Origin of the sequence: Mycobacterium sp. (genome assembly GCF_032162605.1) — a bacterium.
In the GTDB taxonomy this organism is placed as follows: domain Bacteria; phylum Actinomycetota; class Actinomycetes; order Mycobacteriales; family Mycobacteriaceae; genus Mycobacterium.
In genome coordinates this window covers 1-14,227 of the sequence record NZ_JAVROT010000411.1, presented here as the reverse complement: position 1 = coordinate 14,227, position 14,227 = coordinate 1, and the positions used below count along the sequence as shown (strand labels likewise).

Annotated in this window: 12 protein-coding genes and 4 pseudogenes; 5 read left to right on the top strand and 11 right to left on the bottom strand. The window is 63.7% G+C overall.

What is annotated here, in order from left to right; all coding sequences use genetic code 11:
• Positions 1 to 442: 442 nt before the first annotated feature.
• Positions 443 to 661, bottom strand: coding sequence for a hypothetical protein (locus tag QOI01_RS23365; RefSeq protein WP_526385168.1), 219 nt, complete (start codon positions 659 to 661; stop codon positions 443 to 445).
• A gap of 614 nt (positions 662 to 1,275) precedes the next feature.
• Here QOI01_RS23365 and QOI01_RS23360 point away from each other — a divergent pair.
• Entirely contained in the window at positions 1,276 to 2,781 is a 1,506-nt protein-coding gene (locus QOI01_RS23360) for a glycosyltransferase family 39 protein (RefSeq protein WP_526385174.1), read from the top strand.
• Positions 2,782 to 2,792: 11 nt separating this feature from the next.
• Here the strand turns inward: QOI01_RS23360 and QOI01_RS23355 are convergent, their stop codons facing one another.
• The 6 genes and pseudogenes from QOI01_RS23355 to QOI01_RS23330 form a co-directional block, all read right to left on the bottom strand.
• The gene (locus QOI01_RS23355) at positions 2,793 to 3,656 is read right to left on the bottom strand and encodes a glycoside hydrolase family 16 protein (protein ID WP_526385172.1); all 864 of its coding nucleotides are present in this window, start codon (positions 3,654 to 3,656) and stop codon (positions 2,793 to 2,795) included.
• A gap of 167 nt (positions 3,657 to 3,823) precedes the next feature.
• A pseudogene (locus QOI01_RS23350) lies at positions 3,824 to 4,038 on the bottom strand (twin-arginine translocation pathway signal); the annotation flags it as partial.
• Positions 4,039 to 5,506: 1,468 nt separating this feature from the next.
• Positions 5,507 to 6,264: pseudogene (locus QOI01_RS23345) on the bottom strand (xanthine dehydrogenase family protein molybdopterin-binding subunit); the annotation flags it as partial.
• 79 nt (positions 6,265 to 6,343) lie between these two features.
• A pseudogene (locus tag QOI01_RS23340) lies at positions 6,344 to 6,499 on the bottom strand ((2Fe-2S)-binding protein); the annotation flags it as partial.
• 632 nt (positions 6,500 to 7,131) lie between these two features.
• Positions 7,132 to 8,121, bottom strand: a complete 990-nt coding sequence (locus QOI01_RS23335) for an aldo/keto reductase (RefSeq protein WP_526385166.1) — start codon at positions 8,119 to 8,121, stop codon at positions 7,132 to 7,134.
• A gap of 9 nt (positions 8,122 to 8,130) precedes the next feature.
• Positions 8,131 to 8,328, bottom strand: a pseudogene (locus tag QOI01_RS23330) (aldo/keto reductase); the annotation flags it as partial.
• 123 nt (positions 8,329 to 8,451) lie between these two features.
• Between QOI01_RS23330 and QOI01_RS23325 the strand changes: the two are divergent.
• Positions 8,452 to 9,138 carry an alcohol dehydrogenase catalytic domain-containing protein gene (locus QOI01_RS23325; RefSeq protein WP_526385164.1) on the top strand — a complete coding sequence of 229 codons (687 nt, stop codon included), beginning with the start codon at positions 8,452 to 8,454 and terminating at the stop codon, positions 9,136 to 9,138.
• On the opposite strand, the gene QOI01_RS23320 is transcribed toward QOI01_RS23325, so the two are convergent.
• Together QOI01_RS23320 and QOI01_RS23315 are read right to left on the bottom strand one after the other, a co-directional pair.
• Positions 9,079 to 9,912, bottom strand: coding sequence for an SDR family oxidoreductase (locus tag QOI01_RS23320; RefSeq protein ID WP_526385162.1), 834 nt, complete (start codon positions 9,910 to 9,912; stop codon positions 9,079 to 9,081). The genes QOI01_RS23325 and QOI01_RS23320 overlap by 60 nt on opposite strands.
• A gap of 39 nt (positions 9,913 to 9,951) precedes the next feature.
• The gene (locus QOI01_RS23315) at positions 9,952 to 10,371 is read right to left on the bottom strand and encodes an SDR family oxidoreductase (RefSeq protein WP_526385170.1); all 420 of its coding nucleotides are present in this window, start codon (positions 10,369 to 10,371) and stop codon (positions 9,952 to 9,954) included.
• A 108-nt stretch (positions 10,372 to 10,479) separates the two neighbouring features.
• Here QOI01_RS23315 and QOI01_RS23310 point away from each other — a divergent pair, with 108 nt between their 5' ends.
• Both QOI01_RS23310 and QOI01_RS23305 read left to right on the top strand, forming a co-directional pair.
• Positions 10,480 to 10,797: a hypothetical protein gene (locus QOI01_RS23310; protein WP_526385160.1), complete on the top strand. Its 318-nt coding sequence runs from the start codon at positions 10,480 to 10,482 to the stop codon at positions 10,795 to 10,797.
• A 238-nt stretch (positions 10,798 to 11,035) separates the two neighbouring features.
• Positions 11,036 to 12,151 (top strand): fatty acid desaturase family protein, encoded by a 1,116-nt coding sequence (locus QOI01_RS23305; RefSeq protein WP_526385158.1) that lies wholly within the window; start codon positions 11,036 to 11,038, stop codon positions 12,149 to 12,151.
• Positions 12,152 to 12,207: 56 nt separating this feature from the next.
• Here the strand turns inward: QOI01_RS23305 and QOI01_RS23300 are convergent, their stop codons facing one another.
• Positions 12,208 to 12,762: a hypothetical protein gene (locus QOI01_RS23300; RefSeq protein ID WP_526385156.1), complete on the bottom strand. Its 555-nt coding sequence runs from the start codon at positions 12,760 to 12,762 to the stop codon at positions 12,208 to 12,210.
• Entirely contained in the window at positions 12,752 to 12,958 is a 207-nt protein-coding gene (locus QOI01_RS23295; RefSeq protein WP_526385154.1) for a hypothetical protein, read from the bottom strand. Before QOI01_RS23295 ends, QOI01_RS23300 begins: the two co-directional genes overlap by 11 nt.
• 323 nt (positions 12,959 to 13,281) lie before the next feature.
• Here QOI01_RS23295 and QOI01_RS23290 point away from each other — a divergent pair.
• A partial coding sequence (locus tag QOI01_RS23290; protein ID WP_526385152.1) for an ABC transporter substrate-binding protein occupies positions 13,282 to 14,227 on the top strand: 946 nt, incomplete at its 3' end.

Here is a 14,227-nt window from a genome sequence, read left to right as displayed (position 1 = left end):
ATGCACAGTGCTGAATGCGATGTGCTCATGCGTTATACCGTCCACGCGTTGCCCATGCGATGTGACTACAGTCCACATAATTACCTCCATGGCCGGTACTGTCCGGCTGTGGTCTAAGAATGGGCGTTTGGTCAGTGACCGTCATCACAGCAGGCATCAATTTGTGTCCCCGGCCACCTGGAAGGCTTGCCTACCTGCTACCGGTACTTCGCGCCGCCGCAGCTTCGCCATCGCCCGGTCGCCCACGGCGTGCATCGCCGGGGTTTAGCTCCGGGTCAAAGCTGAATACGCGGGTTCGATTCCGTCATCGGCTCCACGAAGCCGCAGGTCAATGCACCCTACGGGCCGGTCTGACGACTGAACGAGGCCCATTCTCGACGGTCGTTGAACCGTGAGTGCCCGACACGGATGACCGAAACCGTTAGCTGTGAATTGGCTCTGGCTACGATCTCGGGCGTGACCGATGTCGACCGACCCTGATTCCACGGAGCGGCTCGGTGGCAACCGGCTTGCGCACACGCACCGCGTCTGCAATGTCGAACAGTTTCGCGACCTCATCGCCGTTCGACAGATCAGCCCGGAATGCCGCACTGTCTTCGCCGGCGCGCAACTTACGAAGAATGTGCTTTACGTGCTGCTTGACCGTCCCTTCCGAGATCACCAGCTCCGATCTCGCGACGGGTCAACACGTCTCGAACTGAACGCAGCGCGTCTGGCGAAGCCCGTGATGGACCGTTGGCCTCGCGGCCCGACGACACCTCCAGTCACACCCGATTCAAAGTCGCACCAGCCGCCTTGAGGGCATCGTCCTGGGAATGCACATAGCAGCTTCATCGTCAGGCTTGCGTCCTTATGGCCAATCCACGCGGCAATCACTGCAGCTGGAACGCCTTTCAGATTCATCAGTGTCACGTACGTGTGGCGGGCTGCGTGCAATTTGACGCGACGGACAATCACAGTAATTTCGAGTGATCTCGGGTGATGAAACCCGCCAGCTGGGTGGGCTCTTCGGACTCTCCCCCTACATCGTCAGACGAGTTCAATCCTGACAGGGGGGCTCCACGCAGTCTTCGAGCATCTGTGCAGCGTTCAGATGGCTCTGGGAACCGACAGGCCCGAAAGCCCCGGTGCCCTTCTGGCAACATAGCGGCGTAATCAGCGGGGAGTGCAGATGAGTGATAGCGACGTACAACGCTACGTGCTTGGGTCCGCTCGGTGAGCGTCTCCTCTACCGGCGAGTTCCACCGTGGCCGCGGCGGGCTTCCCGCTGACCAGCTGGCGCAGGCAGCCGCTGTGGTCGACCCGCTGGTCGTTGGAGTGTTGGGCGCCGCAGTGAGTCTGGCCGGCGCCGGCCGGCCGTCCTTCTGGTACGACGAGGCCGCGACCATTTCGGCGTCATACAGTCGTTCTCTCGGACAATTGTGGCAGATGTTGAGCAATGTCGACGCCGTCCACGGCCTGTACTACCTGATCATGCACGGCTGGTTTCAGATTTTCCCGCCCACGGAGTTCTGGTCCCGCGCGCCAAGTGGGTTGGCTGTTGGAGGCGCCGCTGCCGGAATAGTGGTGCTGGGCAAGCAGTTCTCGTCTCGCACGCTCGCGGTGACCTCCGGGATTCTGTGCGCGATTCTGCCTCGGGCGACGTGGGCAGGCCTCGAAGCTCGTCCCTATGCCCTTTCGATGATGGCCGCCGTGTGGCTGACCGTACTGCTCGTTCACGCCGCGCGCCGCAACAACGCGTGGGTCTGGCTGTTTTATGGCATCGCCCTGGCGATCTCGCTTCTGCTCGACGTGTACCTCGCTCTGTTGTTCTTGGCGCACGTCGTATTCATCTGTGTCTTCCGGCGCACCGGAACGGTTCTCGTAAGTTTCGCCATCACATCGGTGCTTGCTGTTTGCACTCTCGCGCCATTCATGGTCCTGGCAGCTGGTCAAGTTCACCAGATCAGTTGGATCACACAGATTGGGCGCCGGACGATCGAAGATGTGACGGTTCAACAATATTTCGAAAGAAGCCCCCCGTTCGCGCTTCTGTCGGCGCTGATCGTAACGACGGCTATTGTCTTGTGGCTCTGCACATCCGCACAACTGGGAGAGGCAAATCGGCAACTATTGACCATCGCGGTCGCATGGCTCGTGATACCGACGGCCCTGATCGTCATCTGGTCCGCGTTCATCCACCCCGTCTATACGCCACGCTACTTGTGCTTCACCGCACCGGCGATGGCACTGGTCCTGGGGGTGTGCGTCGCCGCATTGGCCGTTAGGCCATGGATAGCGGCCGCTCTCGTCAGTCTCTTCGCCCTCGCCGCAGCGCCAAATTATCTTCTGGTGCAACGAAGCCCGTACGCAAAGTATGGAATGGACTACAGCCAAGTGGCCGATCTGATCACCGCGAGGGCAGCGCCAGGTGATTGCTTACTGATAAACGACACGGTGACGTTCCAACCCGCCCCGATGCGCCCATTGATGGCGGCGCGCCCTGATGCCTTCCGGAAGCTGATCGACCTCAGCCTGTGGCAACGTGCAACGGACCGCAACGATGTCTTCGACACCAACCTCATACCGGAGGCCACCGCCGGCCCGTTGAGCGACTGCCGAGTGGTATGGATCATCACCGAAGCCGACACGTCGCGGCCCGCCCATGAACAGGCTTCGATGCTGCCGCCAGGCCAACGCTTCGGAGTCACCCCCGCGTTCTCGGTTCCGAACGACATGGGATTCAGGCTTCTCGAGCGGTGGCAGTTCAACCTGGTTCAGGTGATCAAAGCGGCGCGATAAGCGCCAAGCGTCTACCAGACGCGAATCCAGTCGACCAGCATGTCCGCCGGGAAGTTACCCAAGGCGGGATCGCCTGCGCCCGGCCCACCAACCGCGAGGTTCAAGACTGGAAACATCCAATAGCCGGGATTGTTGAACGGCCACCGCATATCGCCGGGCCTGCCGCTGACCTGGATGGGCTTCGGCGGCACACTGAAGTACGGTTTCGCGCCGTCGACATAGTCTCGCCAGAACTTGAAACCGTCCTCGTCCCAACGCATTCGCCAGTTGTGCCAGTTGCCGTCCACCAACTCGGGAATCGATCTGCCTTCCCATGTTTTCCCGTTGGATGCGGCGTGGACCGTGGTTCCCGGAGGCCACTGGCCGTTGCCGTACCACTCGACGATGTCGACTTCGCCGTCAGGGTCAGGATCCTCGTTCACCGCCCAGTAGGCGGGCCAACAACCGGGCGTCATGCAGTTGAATTTTATTCGGGCTTCCCAAGTGGTATTGATCATCCCTCGCCAGTTGGCTTGGAGCTTGCCCGTGAAGTACTGGTCGCCTTCCTTTGTGGCGCGGATGACCAGATTGGAGTTTCCGTCAACGAACACGTTTTGGCGGTCGTCGCGGTAATGCCCCACGAGCGGCGGAAAGACGTCCGCGTCCCAGTTCCACACGATCCACTTCGCCGGATCGGGGCCCGAGCCGGCCGGGCCATCGAACTCGTCCTGGAAAATGTAGTTCACGGCAGCTGTATCAAGCGGCGGCGCGGTGGGCATTGGCACCCGGTCCGCCGGTGCGTCCGGTCGGGACGGGTAAGCCCGGGCCTCGGGGAGGGGGATCGCGGCTCCCACCGCAGCAATCCCCGCCATCAACATCATGCTGCGACGACCCATCTCAGGCACACCCAACCATTCGTTAGAAGCCGACAAGTCCCCCGGCGCAATCGCTGGAGGCGACCGTCGCATCGGTGCTCGAATGAAACCATACGACGGCAGGAGCCGCACCAAAGTCCGCCGGTGCGCCGCATCGCGCCCCGTGGTGCAGGCCCACACCCGCCAGATCATCGGTCAAGATCCCACTGGCCGAAATCGGCCGCAAGTACGTCGTCCACGCCGACGTGTATCCCGCCCACGAGGGGACCCGGGCTGGACGGGGTGTTGACCGCAGCCTAATAGAGCACCGCCCTGGCTCGCGCTCACCGTGAGACCATGCGCTCGTCTGCCATGCCCACCAATGCCCTGCAGTGGTTGAGCGCCCAATTACGCCGTCTTGGATCGTGCGGTACCCGAAGCGCAGTGCCGGGCGACCTGGCACGGTGCGCCGAAACATGCCTACGCGAAATGCTCGGCGATTACCGGCCCAACGCTGGCGCAGTTCAACGCTTCATCGAACGCTACGGCCCCGAGGCGGCCGCCGACGTACCCAGCGAGCCGGTCACGGCCAAATGGCGACAACAGAATGTCCTTGTGCCCGCGGTGCTCGGCCTGAATGGGCATATCGTCGACCTGACCGACTCGCCGACGCGGCGAGTGATCGAGATTGCCCACGCAGACCTTCTGGTGGAACACCAGCTAGCCCACGTGGATCTTCATGAGATCACCACATCGCGCCGGGTAGTGACACAGATCATCGCTGGTTATCTCTACGACCGAGGTGCCGCCGCCGTGAAGTTCGCTTCAAAAGTTACATGGGCAGGATTGCTTCGCGCTGTTCGAGAGCCGCGGAACGGTCAACTCAGCCGGCGAAATCTCGTCGCTCACAGACCCGGCACCCGAGGCACTGTTAACGGTCGTCCGCGATTGGGAGCTAGCCATGGAGCCGGCCCAACTGAGGGCCACAGACCCGTCCCAGGTGGAGTCATCACAAACGCGGGTCAGGGTCACGTCAGGGTCACGAGCAAGCCGGATTGAGCCGTACTCCCCTGCACCTACCTACACGCATATCTGCAGGTCGCATTCCCTCCAACATCCACGCAGACTCTCCGATACGCCTCCGACCGTGTTCCCAAGCTGAGTACCCGGGTTCGATTCCCGTCATCGGCCCCACGCTGGCCAGGCCAGCGCCATGCACTAGCTCCGAAGGCTCATCCACACTCGAGGCTTGGCCGTGGGCGGGCGAGAAGTACCCGGGCGCTCTCACGGTTACCGCGACCCAACACCGAACTTGCGAGAGACGGGCTCATTGCCGACTTCGAAGCCACCCGATTGCCTTGTCCGCGACGAGGCATAAGACGAACAGTGCTACGAGACCTGTCGCGCCTATCAAGAGCGCCGTCGGGGAAACGTCGAGATACTGCTCTTCCGACACCACGTAGATGCTCAACATGAGGCCACCCCTTGACTGCCTGCTGCTTCCGACGCTACGCCGGTTCGGAGCGAACGCGTTGTCGTGACGGGCAACAACATGTTCACCCACTCCCTGGGCAGCGCCGTTGGCGTTGCCACATTCGGCGCGATCGCGAAATTCCATCTTCGGCCCCGGTGACAACCGATCAATCCGCGGACACCCGCCTCGTAGCGTGCGGGATATGTTCGCACGCAGGACACTTCGGCCCTCCCGAGCGACGAGTCGGCCCTAGATGCTGCCGTTGGAGTGTCGGTCGGCTCCGCTGCACGGGCGGCGAGCAACCCGACACCGGCCGGTATCACCAGGCCCACGGACAACCCGTGAAATGTGCCGAGTGCCTGAGCCCGGCGCGCCTGGCTTCTCTTCATCGTCATGGTTGAGATGGACTTTCCAGGCATCAAAGCAGTTTGTCGAGGGTGATCGGCAGGTCGGTGATGCGACGGCCGGTGGCGTTGAAGACGGCGTTGGCGATGGCTGCGGGGACACCGACGAAGACCAGTTCGGCGAGGCCCTTCACGCTGAGCGGGTCGGCGATGATGTCCTCTCCGGGAAGGAACGCCGCGGCCAGGATGACCACGTCGGCGTTGACGGGAACCAGGTAATCAGCCATGTTGGCGTTGACGATTCGGCCATCGCGGTGATCGAGCTCGGTGGCCTCCAACAGCGCCGCCCCCATCCCGCCGACCATGCCGCCGATGGCCTGGCTGTCGGCGAGCATCGGATTGATGATTCGCCCGGCGTCGTAGACGGCATACATGCGCCGCACCCTGGTGGTGCCGAGCTGCTCGTCGACGGCGACCTCGGCGAACACCGCGCCGTCGGCGTGCATCGAGAATCGGCTGTGCTCGGCCTCGTTCGGCGTCCACGTCTCTTCGGCGTCCAAGGGACCCCACCCGCGCCGACGCAGGAGATCCTGGTAGGACCCACCGCGGACGGTTCATCGACGGCGATCATGCGTCCATCGGTGACCGTGACCTGTTCTGGGCGCAGGCCAGTCAGAGGTGACCCCGGGTCGACGACGGCGCTCCGAATGAAGCGGTCGCGCAGCATGTTCGCGCAATTCAGGACTCCGGATCCGACGCTGGCCATGGTCTGCGAGCCGCCGTGGACGGGGGCCTGTGGCATCTGGGAGTCGCCGAGTGCGAACCGGCGGCGCCCTGAGCAAAGCACCCGGTGAGGCGGCGGGTCGAGAAGGGCAAGTCCTCGGACTGGTCGCGCGGGGGTTCGTTGCGCCTCCCGGCAATTCGGCACGCTCGCGCAGCATGTCCAACAGTGACGTTCGATTATCGACGGTGATGTCACGCTCTTCACCGTTGATCCGCAGGCGGACGACTGCAGATTGAGCGTCGTCTTGCGAGGCGTCGTCGCTGCAGCCAGGGAGCAGCGACACGGTCGCCACGGCACCACCGATCGCGACCGACGCACCCACGAAGGTCCGCCGGTTCACGTTGAACCGCGTACTGGCATCGATAGTGGATTCTTTGTCTTCGCTCACGGCATCGGCCTCTCGTCGTCGAACGTCGGCGCGCAGCGCTGCGGCACGGGTCACTGCTATGACGGCTCTCACTCAACCGTAGGCAGCCGAGCGTTAGCGCGGCGAGAACGCATACGGAATTCACATGTGAACGGCTGGGAGACCCTCATTGCGTCCATGACCAATGAACCAGCTTTTGGTGGCAAGAGAGACTCTGCTGTTCCGGGTACTGACAGGTACCCCAAGGTTTCCCTGACGGGATGGCTCTCAAGACGCCCTATACCGAGAGCTGCGTGCGCTGCAGACACGCGTCCATGTCGGTTCGACTGTCCCGAACCTCTTCACCGCGCACCGCCGGCCCTTCCCCGATCGTTGCTCCATCGCGGTTCCCCACGGGGCCGTAGTTCATGCTCATGCCCATACGGCCCAACCTACGGCTGAGACCTCGATCTTCCCGAGCTGACGCCTATTCAGCGGACTCCGAATGTGTTGTGCTGCCAGGACTCGCCGCGATGGCGGGTCGAAGAGAACTAAGACCGTCGACGTTCCTAGAGTCCGATCATCGCCATTCCGGCTGCGTTATAGCGGTCGCCCCGAACGCCGACCTGGGCGGCCAACGCGTCGAGATCGGCGACCTCGTCGGATGACAACGCCACTTGCGCGGAACCGGCGTTCTCGTCGATGCGGCCTCGGCGTCGGGTGCCGGGGATCGGCACGATCCACGGCTGCTGGGCAAGCAGCCAGGCCAGAGCGATCTGACCGGGGCTAGCGCCTTTCGCCTCGGCGAGGATGCGCACGCGATTCACCAATTCTTCATTGGCGGCGATGTTTTCGGCCGCGAAGCGCGGAATCGTCGATCGCATGTCATCGGCGGCGAGCTCCGTCGCGGCCGCCACGGTACCGGTGAGGAAGCCCCTGCCCAGCGGGCTGAACGGTACGAATCCGATACCGAGCTCGGCGCAGGTGGGCAGCACCTCCAGCTCGGGATCCCGAGTCCACAGCGAGTACTCGCTCTGCAGCGCAGTGACGGGATGGACGGCGTGAGCACGCCGAATCGTCTCGACGCCGGCCTCCGATAGCCCGAAGTGGCGGACCTTGCCCGCAGCCACGAGCTCGCCGACGGCGCCGGCGACGTCCTCGACTGGAACGTCGGGGTCCACCCGGTGTTGGTAGAAGAGGTCGATGACGTCGGTCCGTAGTCGCTTCAGCGAGGCATCGGCGACCCGCCGGATCTGCTCGGGCCGCGAGTCGGTGCCAATCGTCTTGCCGTCGGCGATGTTCCAGCCGAACTTTGTGGCGATGACCACCTGGTCGCGCAGCGGTGCCAGCGCCTCGCCGACGAGTTCTTCGTTGACGTAGGGCCCGTAGACCTCGGCGGTGTCGAAGAAGGTCACTCCCGCCTCTTGGACGGCGTAACGGATCACGCCGATCATGTCGTCGCGGTCCCCGGGGTTGGGACCGTAACTCTGTGACATGCCCATGGCGCCAAAACCAACGGCGGATACCTGGAGGCCCTGGCCGAGCGTACGTGTGTGCATGATGCCTCCTCAGGCTTCGGGGATCTTGATGCCGAACTTGTCGCCGGTGATGTCTTCTGGCTCCGGGCCACCGCGGATACCGGTGTCCAGTGCGTCGATCGCTTCGAGTTCCTCGGCGGACAGTTCGAAGTCGAAGACGTCGAAGTTCTCGGCGAGGCGCGATGGCGTCACCGACTTCGGGATCACCTGACGGTCCTGCTGCAGGTTGGGGACGTCCATGCTGGTCATGCCTTCACGGTAGGCGCGACCGAGCCGTTCGGGGGGAGGTACTCCGGTACCTGGAACGACAGTGACTCCCCAGGTGAGTGATCCGCCCGTTGACTGGGAGTCATGCAAGCCACCTACATGTCCGGGGCGGGCGATGTCCGCATCGTCGACGCGCCCGAGCCCAAGATCGAAACCTCGACCGATGCGTTGGTGCGCGTCACGCGGGCCTGCGTGTGCGGCAGCGATCTGCATCCGTGTCACTCGATGCAGGCCACTGCCGATGGTGCGGCGATGGGACACGAGTTCATCGGGGTGGTCGAGGAGGCGGGATCTGAGGTCACCACCCTCGGTGTCGGTGACTTCGTCATCGCGGTGTCCTGCGGTCAATGCGAGTTCGACCGGGCCGGGTTGCAGACTTCCTGCGTCAACGGTGGCTTCTGGGGCAATCCCGACTTCGGCGAGTTCGGCCGGGTGGTCAACACTGGCGATCCTGGCAATCGTCGCCAAAGAGAGGTACTGCCAGTGCCTGTCCCAGCAGGCCCTCCCGCGTGGCAGTGCAGGGGCCTAGCGTCGAGGAGAGAGCGTCCCCAACTTCACTCTGAACAACGGCGTGCCCATGCCGGCACTCGGCCTCGGGGTCTATCAGACCCCGCCGGAGGAGACCATTGCCGCGGTCGAGACCGCGTTGCAGACCGGCTACCGCCACGTCGACACCGCTGCGGCATACGGGAACGACTGCGAATCCAGGCGTCATTTCGCGTCGAAGTCCGTGCTGGCGGTGAGTTTCTCCCACTTGGTGATCTCGGCTGACCGCTCATCGGCGATGCGTCGGTAATTGGTCAGTGCGTCGGTTCCCAGGAGTAGGAATGAAGGAGGTTCATCCGCTTCGACGGCGTTGATGATGGCGTCCGCGGCTCTGAAGGGGTCGCCAGCCTGAGTGCCGTGGGCGGTGTCGTGTTCCTTGCGGCGCTTGCCCGCAGTGTCGGCGTAATCCGCGATGGTCACGGCAGACTGGGTCAGCGAGCGGCCGGCGAAGTCGGTGCGGAACGCGCCCGGTTCGACGACGGTCACCGAAATGCCAAGCGGGGCCAGCTCACCGTGAAGTGAGCCGCTGAGTCCCTCGACGGCGGACTTGGCTGCCGAGTAGTACCCGGAGCCCAGCGGCGTCAGTTGAACGCCGATGGAAGAGACGTTGACGATGGCGCCGGAGCGGCGCGCCCGCATGCCAGGCAGGATAGCCTTGATCGTGGCGACCGTGCCGAAGAAGTGCGTCTCGAAAAGCGCTCGTACATCGGCGTCGTCGCCCTCTTCGACGGCGGCGCGGTACCCGTAACCAGCATTGTTCACGAGGACGTCAATGACGCCGAAGCGCTTTTCGGCCTCCCGCACGGCCGAGGTCACTTGTTGGGGCACTGTGACGTCGAGTGCCACCGCCAGTACCCGGTCGGGTGCGGTGTCGGCAAGGTCGGCGACTTTCGTCGCGTCACGCGCCGTGGCGACGACGTTGTGGCCGGCGGCGATGGCCGCCTCGGCGAGTGCGCGGCCGAGGCCGGTCGAACAGCCCGTGATCAACCAGGTGGACATGGGGACTCCTCAGTGGTGGGTACCGATGATGTTTCCAACTCACAGCATCCTCTCGAACGATCGGGCGGGCGTGCCACGGTAGGCGGGCAGTGCATCGGCGACTTGCGCACTACCGTAACGGAACTCGGTACGCGCACCACCCGGCTCCACGATGGTGAGAACGACACCGAAGGGCTCGACTTCCTGCGCCACCGACTCACAGAAACCCTCAATCCCCCACTTGCGTGCGTGATAGAGCGAGTTCCCTGGGAAGGCGGTCTGGCCACCGTAGGTCGACATCTGGATGATACGTCCGCCACCGTTTGCGCGCATAGACGGAAGCAAGGCGTGGATGAACTGGATGGATGCCGTCAGATTGGTGTCGAGGATGCCCTCGATCTGCTCGTCGGAGAGTTCCTCGCCGGCGACCGTGCGGTCGACGACGGCGCGCAGCGCCGCGGTATCGCGGACGTCGAGCACCTCGGCGCGGAACGCATCCCGGTCTGCTTCGATGATGTCCTTGACCGAATCTGGATTGCGCACGGTTCCGACGACACGCTCACCGCGTACCAGCAGCTGCCCGGTGAGGTGAAGGACGCGGCTGACCCCATTACGAACGTCCAGAATCAGGCGAAGAAGGCGCGTGCCGACCTCGACGCCAATATCAAGGCGGCGAACGCGAAGACGCAGGCGTCGGTGAAGAAGGCCGGGGCAGACGTCGAAAAGTCGGTCAAGAAGACCGCCGCGACCCTGAACAAGATCGCCAAGGACGGACAAGACCAGATCAAGAAGACCGTCGCTGGGGTCCAGAAGACGGTCCACGACGCGGCCAAGAACGTGAGCGACGCGGCGAAGAATGCCGCGGACAAGAAGCCTGCCCCAGCGAAGAAGTCGAACGACGAGTAGGCGCGCATCCGATCGTGCGTCGAAGCAAGCCCTCGGTTACGCCGACCGGACATCGACGATCGTCGGCCGCCGCGGACCCAGCGCCAAGGCACGTTTCTGCGTCTAGGCTGTAGGCACATACACGGGCAGGGAAGCAATACTCCCTGTATCTGCGTTTGGGCCGGGACCCCGCCGATTCGCCACCCGAGTCGGGGTCAATCGACGAGGGCCGTCCGAGCTGACTGGAAACTGCAACACCATGGCCATCGCCGATGTCACCGAATTCGCCCATCTCACCTCATCCGACCTCGAGGCGTTCGCCGACGCCCTTGACGAGATCCGCCGCGACGTCGAAGAGAGCCGCGGTGCCAAGGACCGGGCCTACATCCGTCGCACGATCACGGTCCAGCGCGTCCTGGAGGTTGCCTCCCGTCTCGTCATCGCCGGCACCAAGGGCAAGCGGGGATGGATGGTGGGCACCGCCGGCCTGGCGGCCTCCAAGAGCATCGAGAACATGGAATTGGCCCATAACATCGGCCACGGTCAGTGGGACTGGATGAACGATCCCGAGATCCACTCGACCACGTGGGAGTGGGACATGGCGGGGCTCTCCTCGCAGTGGCGCTACTCGCACAACTACCGCCACCACGTCAATACGAACGTTCTCGGCGTGGACGACGATCTCGGCTACGGCGTGCTGCGGGTCACTCCGGACCAGGAGTGGAAGCCGTCCAATCTGTTTCAGCCACTGCGAAGTCTGCTGTTGGCCATCACCTTTGAGTGGGGGATCGCGCTGCACGATCTGTACTCCGAGCACGAGCGTCTTGACAACGACGTCGCGAAGTCCGTTCACAACCGCGCGCTTCTGCGCAAGATCGGCCGCCAGACCGGCAAGGACTATGTGGTGTTCCCGGCGCTGAGTCGCAGACGGTGGCGTCGCACCCTCGGCGCAAACGTCACCGCCAACGTGCTGCGCAACGTCTGGGCCTACGCGGTGATCTGCTGTGGGCACTTCGCCGACGGCGCCGAGAAGTTCACCCCGGAGACGTTGGAGAACGAGACGAAGCCCGAGTGGTATCTACGGCAGATGTTGGGCAGTGCGAACTTCGACGCCGGACCCGTGCTCGCGTTCATGAGTGGAAACCTCTGCTACCAGATCGAGCACCACCTGTTCCCCGACCTGCCGAGCAACCGCTACGCCGAGATCGCGGTACGGGTCAGGGCGTTGTGCGACAAGTACGACCTGCCCTACACGACGGGTCACTTGATCCATCAGTACTTACTCACCGTGCGGACGGTGTTCAAACTTGCTTTGCCGGACGGGCGGACGTCGGCCACACCTGAACCAAGCTCCCGAACGACCAACGCCTGCTGACGGCGCGATGCTGAACTAACCCTCTCCGCTTCCGCCGCCGCCCGGGTTCTCTTGAGTCAGCCCGGCGAGACCGTCACCGTCTGAGTCACGGTGCTCGTGCTGGTGCTCGTCGAAACCGTGGTACTAGTGCTCGGGGTGGTCGTCGTAGTGGTTGTCGTGGGACTCTCCGTCGACGACGTGGTGTTCGGAGTCTCCGTGGTGGTGCTCGGCGACTCGGTCTGCGTGACGGTTTCGGTGCCGCCGGTGGGCACAGGCGCCTGCGGTCCCGCACTCGTCGACGAGGCGCCGGACGTGGTCGACGTGGTCGACGTCGGACTGGTCGCGTCGCCGCCCCCCGTCAGAGTGACGATGGCGTAGACGATCAGCGCGATGAGGATCACCGCGACGGCGCCGATGCTCACGAGGCCCGCCGGCGTGCGGTACCACGGGGTGGGCGGTTCGGGCGGGGGCTCCTGGCCATACTCGGGCTGGAGGCCCCCGTAATTCCCGTACGCCGTCGGCTCGCTCCACGCAGTGGGCTCGCTGCGGGGGTAGCTGCCGTACTGCGTTGGCTCGCTGTCGGAGTAGTACGGGTCGTCTGGGGGTCCCCCGGGACCATCGTTACGCGCCACGGGTTTCGATGGTAACGGTGCCCACCATCGTCAGCGGGTAGGCGGTCGACGACCTTTGCCGTGCCGCGCCATCAGCGGCCTTACCGGTCGGGTAATCGACCCGGCGCACACGTCGGCCGAGAACCTCCACGAACTGCTGGGCGGTTGAACACGCCGAATCGCTCATTTTTTTTGAGGGTTTTCCGGTGATCGCCACCAACGCCTCACCCGCTACCTCGCACTGTCAACCAGCAAGTGTGTCAATTTTCCGGCGAATGGTGCCGAATACAGTAAGAATTCCGGTGCGCGCCACGCTGCGGTAACCCGAGTGCAGCATTCTCAGCAACCGGACCGTTGGCGCAGACGGCCCGCGAGGCCGCCACCACGTCCTGGTATTTCGCAGACCACGGGCCTGCGACGAGGCCCGATTCCTGAATCCCCGAGTTGCCATCCGCCGTATTTCGGAAAAGATGCAGTGGCAGCCCGGCAGGAGGCGTACAGGTAATGGACGCCGTCCGGACAAAGACCAAGGGGTATTAGATGAGCAAGTTGCGCAAAGCGGTGACCGTCGGCGTCGTCGCCGCGCTGGCCACGTTCGGAGTGGCCGCCTGCGGAGGTGGCTCCAACAACACCAGCGGCGGCAGCGGCGGCGGCGGCGGCGGGGAGATCAACGTCTCGATGACGTCGTTCCCCGACTACGTCGACCCTCAGCTCTCCTACACCTTGGAAGGGTGGGAGGTTCTGTACAACACCTACACTCCGCTACTGACCTATCGGCACGCGAAGGGTGAACCCGGCACCGAGGTGGTACCGGGCCTGGCAAAGGACATGCCACAGGTCTCCGCGGACGGCAAGACCTACAAGCTGACACTGCGTCCGAACATGAAGTACTCCGATGGCACACCGATCAAGGCATCCGACTTCACCTATGCCATCCAGCGGCTGTTCAAGGCCGACTCGGGAGGCTCGGTGTTCTACGAGCCCATCGTCGGCGCCACTGACTACGCCGACGGCAAGGCCCCCACGATCAGCGGCATCACCACCGACGACGCCACGGGTGACATCACGATCGTGTTGACCGAAGCGAACGGCACCTTCGACGGCGTTCTGGCGCTCCCGTTCGCAGCGCCCGTCCCGCCGAGCACGCCGCTCGACAAGGACGCGACGAACAACCCACCACCAGCGAGCGTGCCGTTCATGATCACAAAAGTCGAAGCGCCCCAGACGTTGACGATGGAGCGCAACCCGAACTTCAAGACCGTGAAGGACGCCGGCGCAACGGAAGTCGCCGACGCGAACGTCGACAAGATCACCGTCACCCAGAACAAGAGCAACACCGCGCAGGTGACGGGCGTCGAGCAGAACACCATCGACTTCATGGTCGACCCGCCCGACGCCGACCGCCTTGCCGAGGTCAAGTCGAAGTTCGGCGAGCGGTTCCGCCTCGACGACTCGATCAACACCTATTACTTCTTCATGAACAACA

What these genes read in the sequence shown, in the direction of transcription:
- QOI01_RS23355 (WP_526385172.1), bottom strand. Translation starts at nt 3,656, where the DNA reads ATGGGTCGTCGCAGCATGATGTTGATGGCGGGGATTGCTGCGGTGGGA.
- QOI01_RS23335 (WP_526385166.1), bottom strand. Translation starts at nt 8,121, where the DNA reads ATGCACACACGTACGCTCGGCCAGGGCCTCCAGGTATCCGCCGTTGGT.
- QOI01_RS23325 (WP_526385164.1), top strand. Translation starts at nt 8,452, where the DNA reads ATGCAAGCCACCTACATGTCCGGGGCGGGCGATGTCCGCATCGTCGAC.
- QOI01_RS23320 (WP_526385162.1), bottom strand. Translation starts at nt 9,912, where the DNA reads ATGTCCACCTGGTTGATCACGGGCTGTTCGACCGGCCTCGGCCGCGCA.
- QOI01_RS23305 (WP_526385158.1), top strand. Translation starts at nt 11,036, where the DNA reads ATGGCCATCGCCGATGTCACCGAATTCGCCCATCTCACCTCATCCGAC.